Annotated in this window: 16 protein-coding genes and 1 pseudogene; 5 read left to right on the top strand and 12 right to left on the bottom strand. The window is 69.5% G+C overall.

The features are described 5' to 3' along the window. Window positions 1-23: 23 nt before the first annotated feature. The gene (locus EF387_RS07775; protein WP_128375752.1) at window positions 24-1,886 is read left to right on the top strand and encodes a LamG-like jellyroll fold domain-containing protein; all 1,863 of its coding nucleotides are present in this window, start codon (window positions 24-26) and stop codon (window positions 1,884-1,886) included. A gap of 19 nt (window positions 1,887-1,905) precedes the next feature. Next, complete coding sequence (locus EF387_RS07770; RefSeq protein ID WP_128375751.1) at window positions 1,906-3,579, top strand: histidinol-phosphatase; 1,674 nt, start codon at window positions 1,906-1,908, stop codon at window positions 3,577-3,579. Between the two features lie 465 nt (window positions 3,580-4,044). Here EF387_RS07770 and EF387_RS07765 read toward each other — a convergent pair whose 3' ends face one another. From EF387_RS07765 to EF387_RS07750, 4 genes are read right to left on the bottom strand one after another with little or no spacing between them, the layout of a single operon-like run. After that, complete coding sequence (locus tag EF387_RS07765; protein ID WP_128375750.1) at window positions 4,045-4,500, bottom strand: MaoC family dehydratase; 456 nt, start codon at window positions 4,498-4,500, stop codon at window positions 4,045-4,047. A 14-nt stretch (window positions 4,501-4,514) separates the two neighbouring features. Next, window positions 4,515-6,020, bottom strand: a complete 1,506-nt coding sequence (gene menE, locus EF387_RS07760) for an o-succinylbenzoate--CoA ligase (protein ID WP_128375749.1) — start codon at window positions 6,018-6,020, stop codon at window positions 4,515-4,517. Between the two features lie 13 nt (window positions 6,021-6,033). After that, on the bottom strand, window positions 6,034-6,915 hold the full coding sequence (locus EF387_RS07755; protein WP_128375748.1) for an amidohydrolase family protein: 882 nt from the start codon (window positions 6,913-6,915) through the stop codon (window positions 6,034-6,036). A 3-nt stretch (window positions 6,916-6,918) separates the two neighbouring features. After that, on the bottom strand, window positions 6,919-7,836 hold the full coding sequence (locus EF387_RS07750) for an SDR family NAD(P)-dependent oxidoreductase (protein WP_128375747.1): 918 nt from the start codon (window positions 7,834-7,836) through the stop codon (window positions 6,919-6,921). Window positions 7,837-8,085: 249 nt separating this feature from the next. Here EF387_RS07750 and EF387_RS07745 point away from each other — a divergent pair, with 249 nt between their 5' ends. After that, window positions 8,086-8,511 (top strand): MarR family winged helix-turn-helix transcriptional regulator, encoded by a 426-nt coding sequence (locus tag EF387_RS07745; protein WP_128375746.1) that lies wholly within the window; start codon window positions 8,086-8,088, stop codon window positions 8,509-8,511. Window positions 8,512-8,533: 22 nt separating this feature from the next. Continuing rightward, window positions 8,534-9,310: an IclR family transcriptional regulator gene (locus EF387_RS07740; RefSeq protein WP_128375745.1), complete on the top strand. Its 777-nt coding sequence runs from the start codon at window positions 8,534-8,536 to the stop codon at window positions 9,308-9,310. Window positions 9,311-9,597: 287 nt separating this feature from the next. Here EF387_RS07740 and EF387_RS07735 read toward each other — a convergent pair whose 3' ends face one another. The 5 genes and pseudogenes from EF387_RS07735 to EF387_RS47055 form a co-directional block, all read right to left on the bottom strand. After that, entirely contained in the window at window positions 9,598-10,101 is a 504-nt protein-coding gene (locus tag EF387_RS07735) for a lamin tail domain-containing protein (protein WP_238431385.1), read from the bottom strand. 143 nt (window positions 10,102-10,244) lie between these two features. Next, a pseudogene (locus EF387_RS07730) lies at window positions 10,245-10,522 on the bottom strand (SAM-dependent methyltransferase); the annotation flags it as partial. Window positions 10,523-10,692: 170 nt separating this feature from the next. Further along, window positions 10,693-11,361, bottom strand: a complete 669-nt coding sequence (locus EF387_RS07725) for a hypothetical protein (protein WP_238431384.1) — start codon at window positions 11,359-11,361, stop codon at window positions 10,693-10,695. 908 nt (window positions 11,362-12,269) lie between these two features. Beyond that, window positions 12,270-13,511, bottom strand: a complete 1,242-nt coding sequence (locus EF387_RS07720) for a cation:proton antiporter (protein ID WP_128375743.1) — start codon at window positions 13,509-13,511, stop codon at window positions 12,270-12,272. A 172-nt stretch (window positions 13,512-13,683) separates the two neighbouring features. Further along, entirely contained in the window at window positions 13,684-14,028 is a 345-nt protein-coding gene (locus tag EF387_RS47055; protein WP_162467093.1) for an STAS domain-containing protein, read from the bottom strand. Between the two features lie 453 nt (window positions 14,029-14,481). Here EF387_RS47055 and EF387_RS49945 point away from each other — a divergent pair, with 453 nt between their 5' ends. Next, on the top strand, window positions 14,482-14,682 hold the full coding sequence (locus tag EF387_RS49945; protein ID WP_128375741.1) for a DM13 domain-containing protein: 201 nt from the start codon (window positions 14,482-14,484) through the stop codon (window positions 14,680-14,682). 148 nt (window positions 14,683-14,830) lie between these two features. Here the strand turns inward: EF387_RS49945 and EF387_RS07705 are convergent, their stop codons facing one another. From EF387_RS07705 to nhaA, 3 genes are read right to left on the bottom strand one after another with little or no spacing between them, the layout of a single operon-like run. Next, window positions 14,831-15,100, bottom strand: coding sequence for a hypothetical protein (locus EF387_RS07705; RefSeq protein WP_128375740.1), 270 nt, complete (start codon window positions 15,098-15,100; stop codon window positions 14,831-14,833). A 55-nt stretch (window positions 15,101-15,155) separates the two neighbouring features. Further along, on the bottom strand, window positions 15,156-15,347 hold the full coding sequence (locus EF387_RS07700; RefSeq protein ID WP_128375739.1) for a CBS domain-containing protein: 192 nt from the start codon (window positions 15,345-15,347) through the stop codon (window positions 15,156-15,158). A gap of 11 nt (window positions 15,348-15,358) precedes the next feature. Further along, window positions 15,359-16,675, bottom strand: coding sequence for a Na+/H+ antiporter NhaA (nhaA, locus tag EF387_RS07695; RefSeq protein ID WP_128375738.1), 1,317 nt, complete (start codon window positions 16,673-16,675; stop codon window positions 15,359-15,361). Window positions 16,676-17,064 lie beyond the last annotated feature (389 nt).

Here is a 17,064-nt window from a genome sequence, read left to right as displayed (position 1 = left end):
GACTTCCCAACCACGGAGCAGACATGTGCACTTCGCATGGCCAGGCCTCCGCCGCACAGGCCGAGGCCGAGCAGGCGGGCGCCGGAAGACGCAGCTTTCTGAGGGCGACCGCCCTCCTCGGGGCCGCCGCGGCCGTGACCGTTCCGACGGCCGCGGAGGCGGCGACCGGGTCCGCCGCGGCAGCCGCCGAGCGGTGGCGGCCCGACCCCGACAGCCGCCGCTTCACGCTCGTCGTGATGCCGGACACCCAGTACCTCTTCGACGGACCTAGCATCAACCCGGCCCCGATCGAGGCGTCGTTGCGCTACATCCTGGAGCACGGACGCGAGGAGAACATCGTGTTCCTCTCGCATCTGGGCGACCTCACGGAGAACGGCACTGCGATCGAATGCGCCGCCGCGGGCAAGGCGTTCGAACTGCTGGACAGGCGTGGTGTGGGCTACAGCGTGCTGGCGGGCAACCACGACGTCCGGTCGTCCACCACTGACCAGCGCGGTGCGACGCCGTACCTGGACGTCTTCGGGCCGCAGCGGTTCCGGGGCACGCGCACCTTCGGCGGCGCGTCCCCCGACGGCTACAACACCTTCCACGTCTTCAGGGCGGCCGGGCGCGAGTGGCTGGTGCTCGCCCTGGACTGGCGGCTGTCGGACAAGGGCTATGCCTGGGCCGAGAAGGTCATCGCCGAGCACCCGAAGACACCCGTCATCCTGACCACGCATGAACTGGTCGTCGGGGACGACACGCTCTCCCCCTACGGGCAGCAGCTCTGGGACCGGCTGGTCAAGAACCACGACCAGATCTTCCTCACCCTCAACGGCCACTACTGGCCCGCCGCCCGAGCAACCCGCAAGAACTCGGCGGGACGTGACGTCCACCTTCATCTGACGAACTATCAGAATCGTTACTACGGCGGTGCGGCGATGATCCGTCTCTACCGCTTCGACCTCGACCGGAACACCATCGACGTCGAGACGCTGTCGCCGTGGATCCTTGGCCGCGCGGCCAAGGGGCTGAACGAGCTGGAGCGGCAGGAGATGGAACTGTCCGGCGCGGCGGACCGGTTCTCGGTGGACATCGACTTCGACGAGCGCTTCGCCGGGTTCGCGCCGGTGCCGCAGCGGCCCGCGCGGCCCGCCTCGAAGGTGCTGGTGCCGGGGACGGTCGCCTACTGGCGCTTCGACGGGCACACGGAAGGCTCGCCGGTGGAGGGCACCGTCCGCGATCTGTCGGGGCGGGGCAACGACCTCACCGTGGTCAAGGTCGGCGGTGGCTCCCTCACCTGGTCGACGGAGCACCATCCCGACCAGCCGGGCCACGGCAGCCTGTTCTTCCACGGCGACAAGTCGCCGCTGACGGGCGCCTATCTGCGGACGGCGGACAACGCGCCGCTCAACTCGGCGACCTTCCGGTCCGGTTACACCATCGAGGCGTTCTATCAGCTGCCGGCCGACTGGAATCCGTCCCGCAACGCCTGGTCGGGTCTGGTCAGCCGGACCGGCACGGGCGGCGCCGCGGGCAAGACGGAGGGCGACCCGGACGAACCCCTCGCCACGCTGTCGCTGTCCGACGGCCCCGGCCCGCAGTGGGCGGTGCGCCCGCTCAACCAGCAGGGAATCGCGACCAACTGGGGCGACGAGACCGCACCGGAGATCTGGTGGCACGTCGCCGTCGTCAACGACGGCTCGCACACCACGATGTATGTCCAGGGCTGCCCGGTCGCCCGCAACCCCACCGCCCGCGCGGTCGGGCTCACCTCGCTGGGGCTGCCGTGGCTGCTCGGCGGCTACGAGTACGGCGGGCAGATCGACCAGATCCTGCACGGCCGGCTCGGCGACGTCCGGATCGTCGAACGGGCGCTGCCCATCACGTCGTTCATGAACCACTGATCCGAAAGGTGTGACCGTCATGACCGATCAGCAACTCCCCGCCTGGGCCGATCCCTCCGTCTCCCCCGCCGAACTCGACGCCCAGGGTGTCTCCCGGCGCGGGATCCTGCGCAGCGCCGGGCTGTTCGGCGCCGCCTTCGCCGTCGGTTCGCTCGCCGCCCCCTCGACGGCAGCGGCGGACGACAGACGCCTCGGCGGCGACGACCCACGGCTCGCCTACCTCGTGGGTGACCACCACATCCACACCGTCTACAGCCACGACGCCAAGTACACGTTCTCCCAGCTGGCCACCGCGGGCGCCAAGTACGGACTCGACTGGATGGTCTTCAACGAGCACTCCAACTTCGGGCACGCCAAGTACGGGGCCCAAATGGAGCACCGGGAGATCCTCAAGGCACGCGCGGAGAACCCCCGCCAGCTGATCTTCCAGGGCCTGGAGTGGTACATCCCGGCCGCGGAGCACTGCACGGTGTTCGCCGCACCCGGCCCGAACGAGGTCGACCTGCTCACCCGATTCGAGCTCGCGTACGACGGTAAGCTGCTGGGCTACTCCGAAGGCTCACCGAGCAGTCCGGACACCGCCCGCAACGAGGCGCACGCCGTCAAGGCCATCAAGTGGCTCGCCGAACAGCGCCGCACCGGGTACGTCGACGACGTCCTCGTCATCGCCAACCATCCGTTGCGCCTGGGCATCGACTCCCCGCACGAGATGCGCAACTGGCGGGACGCCGCACCCGAGATCATGATCGGCATGGAGGGCGCGCCCGGCGCACAGGGCGGTGGCATCCCCGGCTGGCGCGGGCCGACCTCGATCCGTGGTGAGTACGAGAACAAGCCGTCCGCACAGTCCTGGGCCGGCTACCCCGTGGAGGCGTACGTCACGTACGGCGGTTTCGACTGGGCGACCGCGACGGTCGGCGGTCTGTGGGACTCCTTGCTCGCCGAGGGCAGGCTGTACTCCATCACCACCAACTCCGACGTCCACCGCGTGGTCTTCGACACCTGGAAGAACGGTGACTGGCTGCCCGGACAGACCTTCGACAACACGGGGCGGCTGCCGGACCCGGTGAACACCGACACCCCGCAGCCGGGCGGCGACTTCTGGCCCGGCCAGTTCAGCCGCACCCATGTGGGCGTGACCCGCTACGGCTACCGCGCGGTGATGGCCGGCCTGCGCGCGGGCCGGGTGTGGCTCGACCACGGGCATCTGCTGGACGGGCTCGAGGTACGGGTGAAGCGCGACTGTGACGACGACCGGGGCGTCACCCTGGGCGGCCGGCTGCGGGTACGCAAGGGCGAGAAGCTCACCCTGAACGTGACCGTGACGACCACCTCGCGCCCCAACACCCAGGGAATCCTTCCCCAGTTGGCGCACGTCGACGTTATCCGGGGCGCCGTGCGCGGCCCGGTCACCGACCGCGACACCTGGCGGGCACCCGACACGCGGGTCGTCCACAGCAAGGACGTGAGCGGGCGGAAGGGCACGTACACCCTACGCATCCCGCTCACGGCCGGGGACGAGTCCTTCTACGTCCGCCTGCGCGGAAGCGACGGCAAGCGCAACGGCGCGGGTTACCTCGGCGCCGCGATCGATCCCCACGGCCCGATCCCCCACGAGCCGGGGAACGGCGATCCGTGGGCGGACACGTGGTTCTACTCGAACCCGGTGTTCGTGGACGTGGTGGGCCACTGAGACCCACCGCCGGGGGGTTGCCTCGCCCCCGCCGCCCTTAGGGGTCCTTGCACTATGCGCGCCCGGGTCGCGTGGTCTGGTGCCGTGCATCGCAAGGCGCCGGAGCACGCGACCTGATCGGACGCTCATAGTGCAAGGACCCCTTGCCCTTCCCATCCCCAAGGGGCGGCCGCCCCTTGACCTCGCTCCTGGGGGGCTGCCGCCCCCAGACCCCGCCCTGGTATCGGCCTGAACGGCCTCGGCCTCAAACGCCGGCCGGGCTGAGTAGCACGGACCCGCGCCCGTCAGGGGGCGCGGGGAACTGCGCGACCAGCCACAGACGGCCCCAGACGTCGGACCCAGATGCGGGGGCAGGGCCCTGATGCGGGGTTCAAGGGGGGCGCAGGCCCCTTGGCGGGGTTGAAGGGGCGCAGGCTCTGGGATGGGAAGGGTAAGGGCGCCGGGGGCGAACAACCCCGCGGAGCGCTACGCGTAGAAGCGGGAGAGGCTCTGCAGGACCGCTGCCGGCTTCGCGCCGCCCTCGATCTCGATGGTGCCGTCGACAGTGATCTGTACGCCGCCCGGCACCTCTTCCACCAGGGAGAGCTTCCCGACGAGCCGGATCCGCGATCCGACCTTCACCGGCGAGGGGAACCGCACCTTGTTCAGCCCGTAGTTGACCTTCGTGGAGACCCCCTCCACATCCAGCAGCTCGGTGAAGAGCGGGATGAAGAGGGAGAGGGTGAGGTAACCGTGGGCGATGGGGGCGCCGAAGGGGCCCTCCGCCGCCTTCTCCGGGTCGACGTGGATCCACTGGTGGTCACCCGTCGCGTCGGCGAAGGTGTTGATCCGCTCCTGGGTGACCTCGATCCACTCGCTGGTGCCGAGGTCGCTGCCCTCGAGCTTCTTCAGTTCGTCGAGGCCGTTGGCGGTGATGCTCATGAACAGTTCCTTAGCTAAGAGTTGGTTCCGAAGCGCGTACGGACACGGGCCTTGAGGAGCTTTCCGGAAGCGGTGCGCGGCAGTTCCTCCGCGATCACCACCGACTTGGGGATCTTGTACTTGGCGAGCTGTCCGGACAGGGAGGCGATCACCTCGTCCGGGTCGAGGTCGGCGCCCTCGCGGACGACGACGACCGCGCGCGGCACCTCGCCCCACTTGTCGTCGGGGACGCCGATCACGGCGCACTCCACGATGTCGGGGTGGCGCAGCAGCAGGTCCTCGATCTCGGCCGGGTAGACGTTCTCACCGCCGGAGATGATCATGTCCTTGATGCGGTCGACGATGAAGACGTAGCCGTCCTCGTCGACCCGCGCGGCGTCCCCGCTGCGGAACCAGCCGTTGGAGAAGACGGCGGCGGTCTCGTCGGGCAGCCCCCAGTAGCCGGGCATGACGTGCGGTCCGCGGACGACGACCTCACCGGTCTCGCCGACGTCGACCGGGGAGAAGTCGGGCCGGACGACCCGTACGTCGCTGAAGAAGTGCGGCACGCCCGCCGAGCCGGCCTTGGACACCGCGTGTTCGGCGTCCAGAAAGAGGGTGCCGGGCGCGGCCTCGGTCATGCCGTAGCCCTGGAGGAAGGTCAGCCCCCGCTCCTGGTACACCGCGATGAGCGAGGTGGGCACGGGTGAGCCGCCGCAGGAGAGCATCCGCAGGGAGGACAGGTCGGCGTCGGCCCAGCGGGGGTGGCGGGCGACCTGGTCGAACATGGTGGGCACGCCGAACATGAAGGTGATGCCGTGCTCTTCGATCAGGTCGAAGGTGGCGGCCGGGTCGAAAGCCTCGACCAGGACGCAGGTGCCGCCCTTGAGGAGCACCGGAAGGGTGAGCATGTTCAGCCCGGCCGTGTGGAACAACGGCGCGGACACCAGGGCGCGTTCGTCGGCGATCAGGTCCTGGTCGACCAGCACGTTGACCGCGTTCCAGGTGATGTTGCCGTGGGTGAGCATGGCGCCCTTGGGCCGCCCGGTCGTGCCCGAGGTGTACATGATGATGCAGGTGTCGTCGGCGGTGACCGGCTCGTCGATCCGCTCGTCGGGCGCCGAGGCGATCATCTCCTCGTAGCGCTCACCGACCTCGACGTACGTCTTGACGTCGGCCGCGCACTGCGCGCTGTCGACGAGGCCGGCCAGCGAGGGCGCGTAGATCAGTGCCTTCGCCCCGGAGTCGACGAGCTGGTAGCCGATCTCGGGTCCGGCGAGCCGCCAGTTGAGCGGGAGGAACACCGCGCCCAGGGTGCCCGCCGCGAAGAGCGTCTCCAGGAAAGACGGGTGGTTGGGGCCGAGATAGGCGATCCGGTCGCCGCGACGGACGCCGAGTGCCCTGAGCGCCTGCGCGAGACGGGTGGTGCGGTCGTACAACTCGGCGTAGCTGATGCTGCTCTGACGGTGTATCAGGGCGGTACGTTCAGGGGTCTTGCGGGCCCGGCGTGCGGGCCACGACCCCAGTCCCTCGTTGCGCATGGACGGTGCCCCTTCAGCTGAGCCCCAGTAGGCGGGCGGCGTTCTCCTTGAGGATCTTCGGCTTGACCTCGTCCTTGATGGTGAGCTTGTCGAAGTCGGCGAGCCAGCGGTCCGGGGTGAGGACGGGATAGTCGGAGCCGAAGAGGACCTTGTCCTTGAGCAGCGTGTTCGCGTACTGGACGAGCTGGGGCGGGAAGTACTTGGGCGACCAGCCGGAGAGATCGATGTGGACACCCGGCTTGTGGGTGGCCACGGCGAGGGCCTCGTCCTGCCAGGGGAAGGACGGATGGGCCAGAATGATCTTGAGGTGGGGGAAGTCCGCGGCGACGTCGTCGATGTGCAGCGGGTTGGAGTACTTCAGGCGGATTCCGCCCCCGCCGGGCACGCCCGCACCGATGCCGGTCTGTCCGGTGTGGAAGAGCGCGATGGTGCCGGTCCCTTCGATCACCTCGTACAGGTCGTAGGCGACGGACCGGTCGTTGGGGAAGAAGCCCTGGATGCTGGGGTGGAACTTGAAGCCCCTGACCCCGTACTCCTCGACCAGCCGACGGGCCTGCTTCACTCCCGCCTTGCCGCGGAAGGGGTCGATGGAGGCGAAGGGGATCAGCACGTCCGGGTTGGCGGCGGCGGCCTCGGCGACCTCCTCGTTGGGCACCGGCGCGGTGCCGGTGGCGGACTCCGCGTCCACCGTGAAGATCACAGCGGCCATCTTCCGCTCGCGGTAGTACGCGGCGGTCTCCTCCAGGGTGGGCTTCCGCTTGCCCTCGACCTTGAAGTAGGCGCTGGAGGCGTCGTGCAGGTCGTCGTCCAGGGACGAGTGCCCCTTGGAGGAGACCTCGCAATGGGTGTGGACGTCGATCGCGACGAGATCCTCGACGTTGAGGGTCGCAGTCATGGTTTACGCCTCCGGGATCTTCGGGGCGGGGACGCCGACGGTCTCCGGCTCGGCGCCGACCGAGGTGTGCCAGGCGGCGGCGAGCGTCTCGGGGGTCCAGCCGCCGTCGGCGTAGGCCGCCTTGATCTCCTGCGGGTGGGACCAGAGTGCCACCTTGTCGCCGCCGATGCCGATGGCCTGTCCGGTGACGCCGCGGGCGGCCTCGGAGGCGAGGAACGGAACCAGGGCCGCGCAGTCCTCGGGGGTGCCGAAGCCCTCGCCCTTGCGCAGGAAGTCCGGCAGCGGTTCGCCGTTCTTCATGGCCTCGATGTACGGGGCGAAGACCGGGATGGTCTCGGTCATCGCGGTGGCCGCCACCGGCACGATCGCGTTGACGGTGATGCCCGCGCGGCCCAGCTCCATGGACCAGGTGCGGGCGAAAGCAGCAATACCGGCCTTGGCGGCGGAGTAGTTCGTCTGGCCGAAGTTGCCGCGCTGCCCGGCCGGGGAGCCGACCAGGATCAGGCTGCCGCCCTCGCCCTGCTCGCGCATGCGGATCGCGGCGGCGCGGGCGCAGGTGAAGGTGCCCTTGAGGTGGGTGGTGATCACCGCGTCGAAGTCGTCGTCGGACATCTTCCACAGGACCTTGTCGCGCAGGATGCCCGCGTTGGTGACCAGGATGTCCAGCCGCCCGAACTCCTCCACCGCGCGGCTGACGAGCCGGTCCGCGGCCTCGGAGGTGCCGACGGCGACGACCTCGGCGACGGCCGTGCCGCCCGCCTCGGTGATGGTCTTCACGGCCTGGTCGGCGACCGCCTCGTCCACGTCGTTGACGACGACCGAGGCGCCTGCGGCGGCCAGGGCCTGTGCGTAGGCCAGACCTAGACCACGGCCACTGCCGGTGACGACGGCGACCTTGCCGGTGAGATCGATGGTGGACACGCGCGGGTCCCTTCGGGATGGGGGCGGGGCCCCTACGGGGATGGGGCGAGGCTTCGAGATCGAAGCTAAGGACAATAATTGTTGACGTCAATAGTTGTTGCGATCCCATTCGTGCGGCATGCTGTGACCCGTACGGATGCATCGCCCCAATTCCCGGGGGCCTGGATCAGGGAGCGCACCATCACCGGCCAGCAGGACGTCACGCAAGATGCCGTAGGCCCTTCCGCCATCGACGGACAGGAGCCATGGATGCGGGGGCTGCACGCGGACACCGGTTACCTCCTCTACCGGCTCGGACTGCGCTCCGGACAGTTGTTCAACGCCTTCCTCCAGGAGTCCGGCCTGCGGCTGCGGCACTACGCCCTGCTGCGGTTCCTCGCCACCACGGACGGCGCGCTCCAGCGGGAGCTCAGCGCCCGCCTGGGCTACGACCCGAGCGCGATAGTCGGTCTGGTCGACGACCTGGAGCGGCTCGGTTTCGCCGAGCGGCGCCCGGCGCCCGACGACCGCCGCAGCCGGATCGTCGTCCTCACCGCGGACGGCCGGGCCTTCCTGCGGAACACCGACGAGGCGGGACTGCGCGTGACCAACGACCTGCTCCACCCCCTGGGCCCCGCCGAGCGGGACCTGCTCCACACGCTCCTGCAGAGAATCGCCGAGACCGAACTCAGCTGATGCCTCCCCTGGTGCCCCGCCCATGACCGCCGACGCCGTTCCCCCACGGGCCGTGCGCTCCGCGCCCGACCGGCTGCTCGCCGTGCTCGCCGCCTTCGACCACGCGCACCCGGCGCTGTGCCTGTCCGACATCAGCCGCCGGGCCGGCCTGTCGCTGACGACGGCGCACCGGCTGGTGGGCGCGCTCACGGAGTGGGGCGCGCTGGAACGGGACGCCGCGGGCACCTACCACGTGGGGCTCAGACTGTGGGAGATCGCGGCGCTCGCCCCGCGCGGGCTCGCGCTGCGCCAGCTCGCCATCCCCTACCTGGAGGACCTGTACGAGGCCACCCACGAGAACGTGGCCCTCGCGGTGCGCGACGGCTCCGAGGTCGTCTACATCGAGTGGATCTCGGGCCGGTCCGCGGTCGGCGTACGGATCCAGGTGGGCGCCCGCTGGCCGCTGCACGCCACCGGGGTGGGCCTGGCACTGCTGGCGCACGCCGAGCCGGAGTTCCAGGCCGAGTACTGCGCGGGCCAGCTTGCCGCGTTCACCCAGCACACCATCACCGATCCGGCGCGGCTGCGCCGGGCGCTGGCCGAAGTGCGGCGCACCGGCTGCGCGGTGAGCAGTCGTCAGGTCACCATGGACGCCTTGTCGGTGGCGGCCCCGGTGCGCGGGCCGGGCGGCTCGGCGGTGGCGGCGGTGTCCGTCGTGGTGCCTCAACGGCAGGCACAGACACCGGCGTTGATCCCCGCGGTACGGCTCGCGGCACTCGGGATCTCGCGGGCACTGGGGTGGCAGCCGGAGCCGCGCTGAGTGGTACTCGCCATCGCCCCAGGGGGTGGCGGCCGGTCACCGGGTGCCACAGGTAACGGGTAACAGGTCACAGGTCAGCGGACAGCACGCGGTTCAGCCGCGGGCGTGCGCACGAGGCTGTGCGGGCCCCGCCCTGGGAGAGGGCGGAATACCCGCTTCGGTTCCGGGCCCCGGTCCGGGAGTGTCGTTGGTCGCCGCCGCCGGCTCGCCCCTCGTCGGGGCGAGCCGGCTGACCAGGCGGACGATCCGTGTCGTCAGGCCGTGCCGGGGTGCGCCGGGCGCGGTACTCAGCTGTGGAAGCCTATGTACCCGTTGCCGTCCCGGTCGTTGGCGCTCTTGGTGTAGGCGTGGACGTCCGCGCGGCTGCCGGAGGGCTTGTAGAAGTAGATCGTGTCCTTGTCGTTGTTCCACATGAAGTTGCAGTTGTCGCGGTAGACGACGTTGTACTTGTCGGAGTCGGAGCCGTTGCCGCCGCGGAGCTTCACGTAGTCGCCGGGCTGGAGGTAGTGGCTGACGGTGAAGACGAAGCGGTTGCCCGTGGCGTCCTTGACGACGTAACCCTTGAGGTTCACGGTCGCCGTCGACGAGTAGTTCTTGATCGTCAGGTACTCCTCGTCGGTGTTGCCCGTGGCGCAGCTGTTGGAGTCCCGGCCGGGTGCGTCGTACTGGACGCCGCGTATCTTCAGCGCCGACGAGTACTCGGCGGCCTGCGCCGGGGCGGCGGTGAGGACCGCCAGCGCACCGGCCGTGAGGGTGGCCGTGACGGCCGTGGTGATGGCATGGTGACGCACGAGAAAATCCCCCCGGATGTTTCTGTGTAAGTAGTGTGAAGACACAGGAGTTTACACATTTCGCGCCCGGTTGCCGCCCCCTTGCACGGGCTCTCTCACTCCCGTGTGACGGATCGATGTTGTCGGCCGGTTGAGCGTGACGGTCAAGTGCGGCGTGCGGCCCAGACCGTGCGCTCGGTGCGCACACACAGGTCGCTGCGGTGCAGGATGCCGTGCGGGCTGCCGGTGTCGACCAGTTGGTCCAGAGCGGCCAGGTCCTCGGCCGTCAGGACGGGGGCGACGCCGCCGCGCATGCGACGCAGACTACTGAGTGCGCAGCGGCCTCCCGCATCGGTATGGGTGGGCCGATGTTGACGGTGACGGTGCGTTCGCCCTCGACGGTGAAGCCGGCCTTCGTCAGCTTGGTTCCCCAGTCGCTGCCATGCCGCACTCGACCACCACCACGCCGAACACGTGCCCCACCGCGGCGATCGCAGCCCGAACTGGCTTGCGTGCCATCGCGGTTCTCCTCCCCGTGCGGTTCACCGGCGGTATCCGGAAGAAGACCGGTGCTGTGCTGTGGCGGCCATGAGGCAGGGCGCCATCGGCCAGTTAGCGCCCGCCCGGCCCGGGCGGGCGCTGGACCGTGCCCTGCTGCCAAGGGCGTCCCTGGAGGCGGCGGAGCCAGGTGCCAGTGTCGGAGGTTCTGCTGGGTGCCGGTCTGCGGCTGTGCCGACCGGGCTTGTGCCTGACCTGACGCTCGACGATGAGCCAGACCAGGGGCAGCAGCGTCAGCCACAGCAGCATCACACCGACGGGGCCGGTTCCCGTCTCGTAGCCGACGATGCCCGCCGGCATGGAGGCGAGCACGGCGCCCACGGTGCGTTGCCCCCACAGTGCCACCGATCCCGGCAGTGATCGCTGTCGTGCGTGGCGTATCGCCGCGACTCCCGCGTAGCCGCCGTAGCCTCCCACCGCAAGCAGGTCGAGGCCGAGGGCGGTCTGGGATTCGGGCAGACCCTCTGGGGTATCGCTGGACTCCTGGGTGACCCCGTTCTTGGTGACCGCGGTCGTGTAGTCGCGCCAGACGGTCACCGTGACGTTGTCGCCCTTCCGCAGATGCGTCAGCAGCGGGGCCTCGTCGTCCAGTTGGAGTTCCGCGGGGACTGGGGGGCGGCCGTCGAGCTTGAGCAGATACAGCTGGTTCCGGCCCTCGTTCTCGATGACCGTCTCCCGCACCGTCGCTGCGTGGCTGTGCAGGCAGTCGGCCGTGGGAGACACCGGGAGAGTGCACGGCCGGGCGGAGTGAAAGGCCCGTACTTCGTCCACCGCTTCCGGTACCGTGGCCAGGGCGACGACGCCAAGCACGCCTGCCGCGGCCGCCAGTGGCGCCACGGTCAGTCCCAAGGCCCGGGTCCACCATGTGTACCGACGCCGCCGCACGTCAGCGCTTCTGCTCCTGGTCACCGGGCCTCCTTTCCGTTTTCGCGCAGGCTCGCGGTTGGGCGTATTGAGCCACAGCGCATCCCTCTGCAGGTAGGCGGGGCCACAGCACGGTACGCACGGGGATCATTGCCGGAGCTCGGCAGCATGAGACACATGAACACCTCTGATCCCGGTGCCGTTCCGAGCGTCGGCGGGGAGAGCTGCCACCTTGGGCCCTGCCCGATCGCGAAAGGTGGCGGGCCCCTCCGGGAAAGCCGTGCCCTCCGACAGCCGCTCCCGGTGAGTGAGACTGTCAGCGGGCGGACGCCCAGTCCGCAGGAGATCGTGATGAACGGCTCGGTACGGATGGGACGAGTCCTCGGGGTGCCTTTGTACTGGACCGTGGCCCTGCTGGTGATGCTCTTCGGGTACAGCCTGGGCGGCCGGACGTTTCCGCCACGGTCCCGGAACAGTCGAATGCCGTCTACACGGTCGTTTCGATCGATTCCAGCGGGAATATCGGCTCCACATTCCATGGAAGCCGTACCTGCGACAGCTGCCCCACACCCGGCGTGGCGAGTAACCGCCTCCGACCGCAGTAGAAGTGGAGGTGGCGCCCCGCGCCGCGTCCCAAGACTCCGTGGGGCGCGCCGCGCCAAGCGGTTGCACTCGGTTGAGGACAAGCCGACTTCGGCAGACGCCCCCCACGATGGGCCGCCTCCTGTGCGTCGTCGAGGAGCACAGCCGGGTACGGCTATTCCAGGTCAGGCGCGTGCATCCGCTGGGCTCTCCTTGGACTGTGCGTCGGTGCCCTCTCGGCCGTCCGGGATTCCGGCGAGGTCGTCGACGTGGAAGAGACGGGCGATCGGAACGTCGGTGGAGCTGTGCGCGATGATCGAGAAGGCGATGCACACGGCGATGAGCGTGAACGCCTCCTGGCCCTGGGGGATGCCGGCCTGCAACACCAGGAGCCCGTACACCACCGACGCGAAGCCCTTCGGGCCGAACCAGGCCGCGACCAGCTTCTCCTGCTTGGTGAAGCGGGTGCCGATCAGCGACAGCAGCAGCGAGGCCGGGCGGATCAGCACGATGGCGAGAATCACCGCGATGTACCCGCCGAAGGACAGGTCACCGAACAGGTGCGGGGTGAGCAGCGCGCCGAAAATCAGCAGGGCCGCGAACTTAGCCAGTTCCGCCAGCGCCTCGCCCAGCGGCTCGAACGCCTCCTTCGCCTCCAGCGAGCGCGCGGTGAGCACCGCCCCCGCCGAGAAGGCGGCCAGGTAGGGGTTGGCGTGCGTGAGGTGGCATGTCGCGTAGAGGATCACACCGATCGCCAGGGGCAGCAGCGGCTGGAGCTTGGGCTCGGCACCCAGCAGCCGGAACCGTACGAGCTCGATCACCACGAACGGCAGAACGACACCGAAGACCAGCCCGAGAACCAGCTCCAGTGCGATCTTCCCCAAGGAGGCCTCGGCCTGCCCGGAGGTCGGTCCGGCCGCGGCGATCAGGATGAGCACGACGGGCAGGGCGAGGCCGTCGTTGATGCCGCTCTCCACGTTCAGCAACTGCCGCAGCTTCGACGGGACTTCCTTGCGTCCGACGATCGCGGACGCGAACACCGGGTCGGTGGGCGCGAGTACGGCGCCGACGAGGAAGGACGTCGTCCAGTCCAGACCCATAACGAAGTGCGTGACCAGCGCCATCCCGACGAACGCCAGCGGCATACCGAGCCCGAGCGCGCGGGCCGGGTTGCGCCAGTTTTCCCGCAACTTGGCGAATGAGACGTGCATGCCGTCGGTGAACAGCACCGCGAACAGCGCCAGGTCCGCCGTCACGGACACGATCTCGCTGTCCGGCGTGATGTGGATCAGACCCAGAAACCCGTCGCTGACGAGTGCGCCGCCGACCAGGAAGAGCAACGATGTCGACAGAACGGTCCGGGCGGCGAGACCCGACAGCAGCACCGCGATGAGCAGTGCCACCCCGAAGACCACGACGAGCACCATGCCTAGGACCCCCGATCAGCGAAGAGACTTCTGTCCAAACGCCGACCAGGCTTCCCGGCACACCGTGTGGAACACTACAGGTTCTTTACGCCGCGTTGACAGGCTCCCGGACTGCACTCTGACCTGTCCGACATTGCCGGAACCCGGCATCGTCGGCTCGGCGGGACGCGTTTCACTCGGTTCCTGCGTCCCTGTGCGTCAAGGCGCGGGTCAGGCCGATCTGCCGCATGACCGCCTGGGCCCGGTCGTTGGGGTGCGTGATGATCAGTCGTGTACCACGTGCCCGGGCGGCCCGGAGGGCTTTGAAGAGCGCCGCGCACCCGTCCGGGCTGACGTGCGGCACCTCCGCCAGGTCCACCTCCAGGACATCCGGACCCGTGTTGATCAGCTCCACGAGGCGTCGCCCTGTCGCGGCGGCGCTACGGACGTCGAGATCGCCCTGCAGCCGGACCACCTCAGGCCCGAGCCGGGGTTCGGCTCTGGACCGTCCACGGGAACGGAAACGAAAGAGGTGCATCAGAGCCTCCGGAGCAGGCCAGCATGTCCGCCGACCAGGCTTCCCGGCACACCTACGGGCAGCGTACGGGCCGTGATCGCCGAGCGCCTGTCGCGCGTATCCGTTCGCCGACCAGCCGTAGTCACTGCGCTCGGTGCGGCTGTAGCACCGAGCGCATGGCCGGCCTCTCACCAACCGGGCAACTGCGGGGGCCGGCAACGATCTCGATGGTGCCGGGCCCGTTCCTGCGGCCATGCGCCAAAAAGCCGTCAACGGTGCCTCCAGTTCGGGGGACGTGCACGGCGGGCGGGGCGTACCTGAGGAGCACGAGGAGTACCTGGACGGTTACTCGGTGTCCTCGCGGGCGCCTCGGCGACCGGCCGCCGACTGACCCGGGAGGAACGGGGTTCGCCGTGCGCCGGGCGAGCAGGCCGCGGCGGCCGACTCGGACTGCGCGCCCTGGTGGCGGCCCACATGGCGGCCACCAGGGCGTCCTGGTCGACAGGAACGGCGTGTCCGTGGACGATGTGCCGGCCGCCGTGGCAGGGGCCGGGCAATCAGGGCGACCAGAACCAACCGCTGGAGGCCGATGTGAACCCGGCTGACTACAGGAGCGTCAGCATCTGGCGCGACCGCATCGATGTTCCCTTCGGCGCGGCGGAGCTGACCACCTGATCCGACCCCCCGAGCCGGACCGGACGCTTCCACGGCTTGCCACGTTCAGCAGCACAGCGGACAGTCCGGCCGTCCGGCGTGCGTTCGCTCGGTTGGACGAACGAGCTGTCTGCTTTCCGGAGTCGGGCGGGCCGGCGAGTGAGGCGTGTCACGGCCTGTTCGTGGGTTGGCCCACCAGGAAGGCGACGAGCACGCCGGCCAGCACCGCCCATGCCAAAGCCGCAGCCCCGGCCTGTGACCAGCCCGTCGCGGTGACAGCCACGGCCGCCACCACCCCGGCGGTTACGGCGGGGCCGCCGGTCGCGCCTGCCCACTGCTGCCGTGCGCTGCCCGGTCGGCGTAGCTCACCGATCGCGGTCCTGATCACCAGCGCGGCGACCACGATGACCACTGGCAGCAGAGACCTGGCGCTGTTCACGGGGCGCCGATGAAGTGCTGCATGAGGCGGGCGGCGGTGACCGTGCCGAGCGGCGTCACCTGGTGGCCGTCGCGTTCGGTTGTTGGCGGATGAACTGCCAGCCGGGCACGACGGCGTGGGGCTGCCCGTCAGCGTCGAGATCCAGCAGAGCCGGCAGCGACTGGCCCGCCGGCATGCGCGCCGCGTCGACGGCGTCGTCATCCGTGGTCACGAAGGGGTAGGGCTCGGCGAGATCCCGTGCGTGCATGGGCGTCCTCCTCAGCCGTCGCCCGTGGCGCTGCCGCGTCCGGGGCTGGTCCGCTGGTAGATGTCGGGGATGCCGTCGGCGTCCTCATCCCGCGTCTCTTCCTCCCACAGGCGGCGGTAGATCCCGTTGCGGCGCTTGACCAGCAGCGCCGCCAGGGCCGCGGCGATCAGCGAGCCGAGGAGCACGGCGGCCTTGATGTGCTCGGCATCGGCCGGGTCGGGGAAGGCGAGTTCGCCGATCAGCAGGGCGACGGTGAAACCGATTCCTGCGAGAACCGCAAGGGCGAACACATCGGCCCAGACCAGGTCGGGGTTGAGACGGGCCCGGGTGAAGCGCACGGCGAGGTAGGTGCCCGTGAAGATGCCAAGGGTCTTTCCGGTGACCAGGCCCAGCACCACGCCGAGCGGCTCCGGCTGGGTGAACACCTCGCCCAGCGACGCGGCGGAAACGACGACGCCTGCGGCGAAGAGAGCGAAGAGCGGAACCGCGACTCCTGCCGATACCGGGTGCAGCAGATGGGAGGTCCGCTCGGCAGGGGAGGCCTCCTCGCCGTTGTCGCGGGTGGTGCGCAGGATCAGGCCCATGGCCACCCCGGCGACGGTGGCGTGGACGCCTCCGTTGTACATCAGGGCCCAAATGATTATGCCGAGAGGCACGTACCACCACCAGCCGCGCACGCGGTACCGCTGGAGTGCGTAGAAGACGACCAGCCCGGCGACGGCTCCGCCGAGGGCGGCGAAGTTCAGATCACTGGTAAAGAAGACCGCGATGACGAGGATCGCACCGAGGTCGTCGACGACGGCGAGGGTGAGCAGAAAAGCGCGAAGGGCGGACGGCAGATGGGTGCTGAGGACCGCCAGGACCGCGAGGGCGAATGCGATGTCGGTGGCCATGGGAACCGCCCAGCCCTCCAGGTTGCCCCCGCCGACGGTGACGGTGACGGCGTACACGCCGGCCGGCACCACCATGCCGCACAGCGCGGCGACCACCGGCAGCGCGGCCGTGGCGGGCGTACGCAGCGAGCCCACGACCAGCTCGCGTTTCAGTTCGATACCCGCGACCAGGAAGAAGATGCTGAGCAGCCCGTCAGCGGTCCAGTGCTCCACCGACAGGTCGAGACCGAGTGCGCCGATACCGAAGTGGAAGTCGCGGATCTCCTCGTAGGTGCTGCTCCACGGGGTATTCGCCCACACCAACGCCACCACGGCCGCCGCCAGCAGGACCAGTCCACCGACGGTTTCCGTCCGTAGGGCCTGGGCCACCGCTGACCGCTCCGGCCACGGCAGAAGGCCGAGGAAGGTGGAACGCTCGCGCGGGGCAGCACCCATCAGGCAAGACCTCCGGGATATCGGCAACCGGGCATACGCCCCTCAACCGCCGACCAGACTTCCCGGCACACCCCGCGGGCGGCACTCGTTCCAGGCGGGCCGCTGACGCGTTCCGAACACCCTAACTGCCTGCACCTGATCACACCAGATCGCCATTCACCTGCCGCAATGCACAACGAGCGGGTCCATACACACCAAGGCGCGAGGTGTGCACATTCCCGCTCAGGGGCCGGGCCGCAGGGACGGTCAGACGGTCCTCTTCAGCGGCACCTTTGCTTTCGTCGGCCTCACCTGACCCGCCGGCGTTGCGGGCGCGGACAAACTCGAGAAGGAGCCGAGTTCGCGCTTGACGACCGGGGCGAGGAAATGGATGCCGATGAGGTTGATGA

It is taken from the genome of Streptomyces cavernae (assembly GCF_004023625.1).
GTDB lineage: Bacteria > Actinomycetota > Actinomycetes > Streptomycetales > Streptomycetaceae > Streptomyces > Streptomyces cavernae.
The sequence above is the reverse complement of the archived record's forward strand: the minus strand, read 5'-3'. Positions and strand labels throughout refer to the sequence as shown.

Bases quoted from the DNA above. Each gene is read 5' to 3' on its own strand.
- EF387_RS07720 (WP_128375743.1), bottom strand. From the start codon at position 13,511: ATGGTGCTCGTCGTGGTCTTCGGGGTGGCACTGCTCATCGCGGTGCTG.
- nhaA (WP_128375738.1), bottom strand. From the start codon at position 16,675: ATGGGTGCTGCCCCGCGCGAGCGTTCCACCTTCCTCGGCCTTCTGCCG.
- EF387_RS07775 (WP_128375752.1), top strand. From the start codon at position 24: ATGTGCACTTCGCATGGCCAGGCCTCCGCCGCACAGGCCGAGGCCGAG.
- menE (WP_128375749.1), bottom strand. From the start codon at position 6,020: ATGCGCAACGAGGGACTGGGGTCGTGGCCCGCACGCCGGGCCCGCAAG.
- EF387_RS07765 (WP_128375750.1), bottom strand. From the start codon at position 4,500: ATGAGCATCACCGCCAACGGCCTCGACGAACTGAAGAAGCTCGAGGGC.
- EF387_RS47055 (WP_162467093.1), bottom strand. From the start codon at position 14,028: ATGCACCTCTTTCGTTTCCGTTCCCGTGGACGGTCCAGAGCCGAACCC.
- EF387_RS07700 (WP_128375739.1), bottom strand. From the start codon at position 15,347: ATGCACGCACGGGATCTCGCCGAGCCCTACCCCTTCGTGACCACGGAT.
- EF387_RS07770 (WP_128375751.1), top strand. From the start codon at position 1,906: ATGACCGATCAGCAACTCCCCGCCTGGGCCGATCCCTCCGTCTCCCCC.
- EF387_RS07745 (WP_128375746.1), top strand. From the start codon at position 8,086: ATGCGGGGGCTGCACGCGGACACCGGTTACCTCCTCTACCGGCTCGGA.
- EF387_RS49945 (WP_128375741.1), top strand. From the start codon at position 14,482: ATGGCGGCCACCAGGGCGTCCTGGTCGACAGGAACGGCGTGTCCGTGG.
- EF387_RS07755 (WP_128375748.1), bottom strand. From the start codon at position 6,915: ATGACTGCGACCCTCAACGTCGAGGATCTCGTCGCGATCGACGTCCAC.
- EF387_RS07740 (WP_128375745.1), top strand. From the start codon at position 8,534: ATGACCGCCGACGCCGTTCCCCCACGGGCCGTGCGCTCCGCGCCCGAC.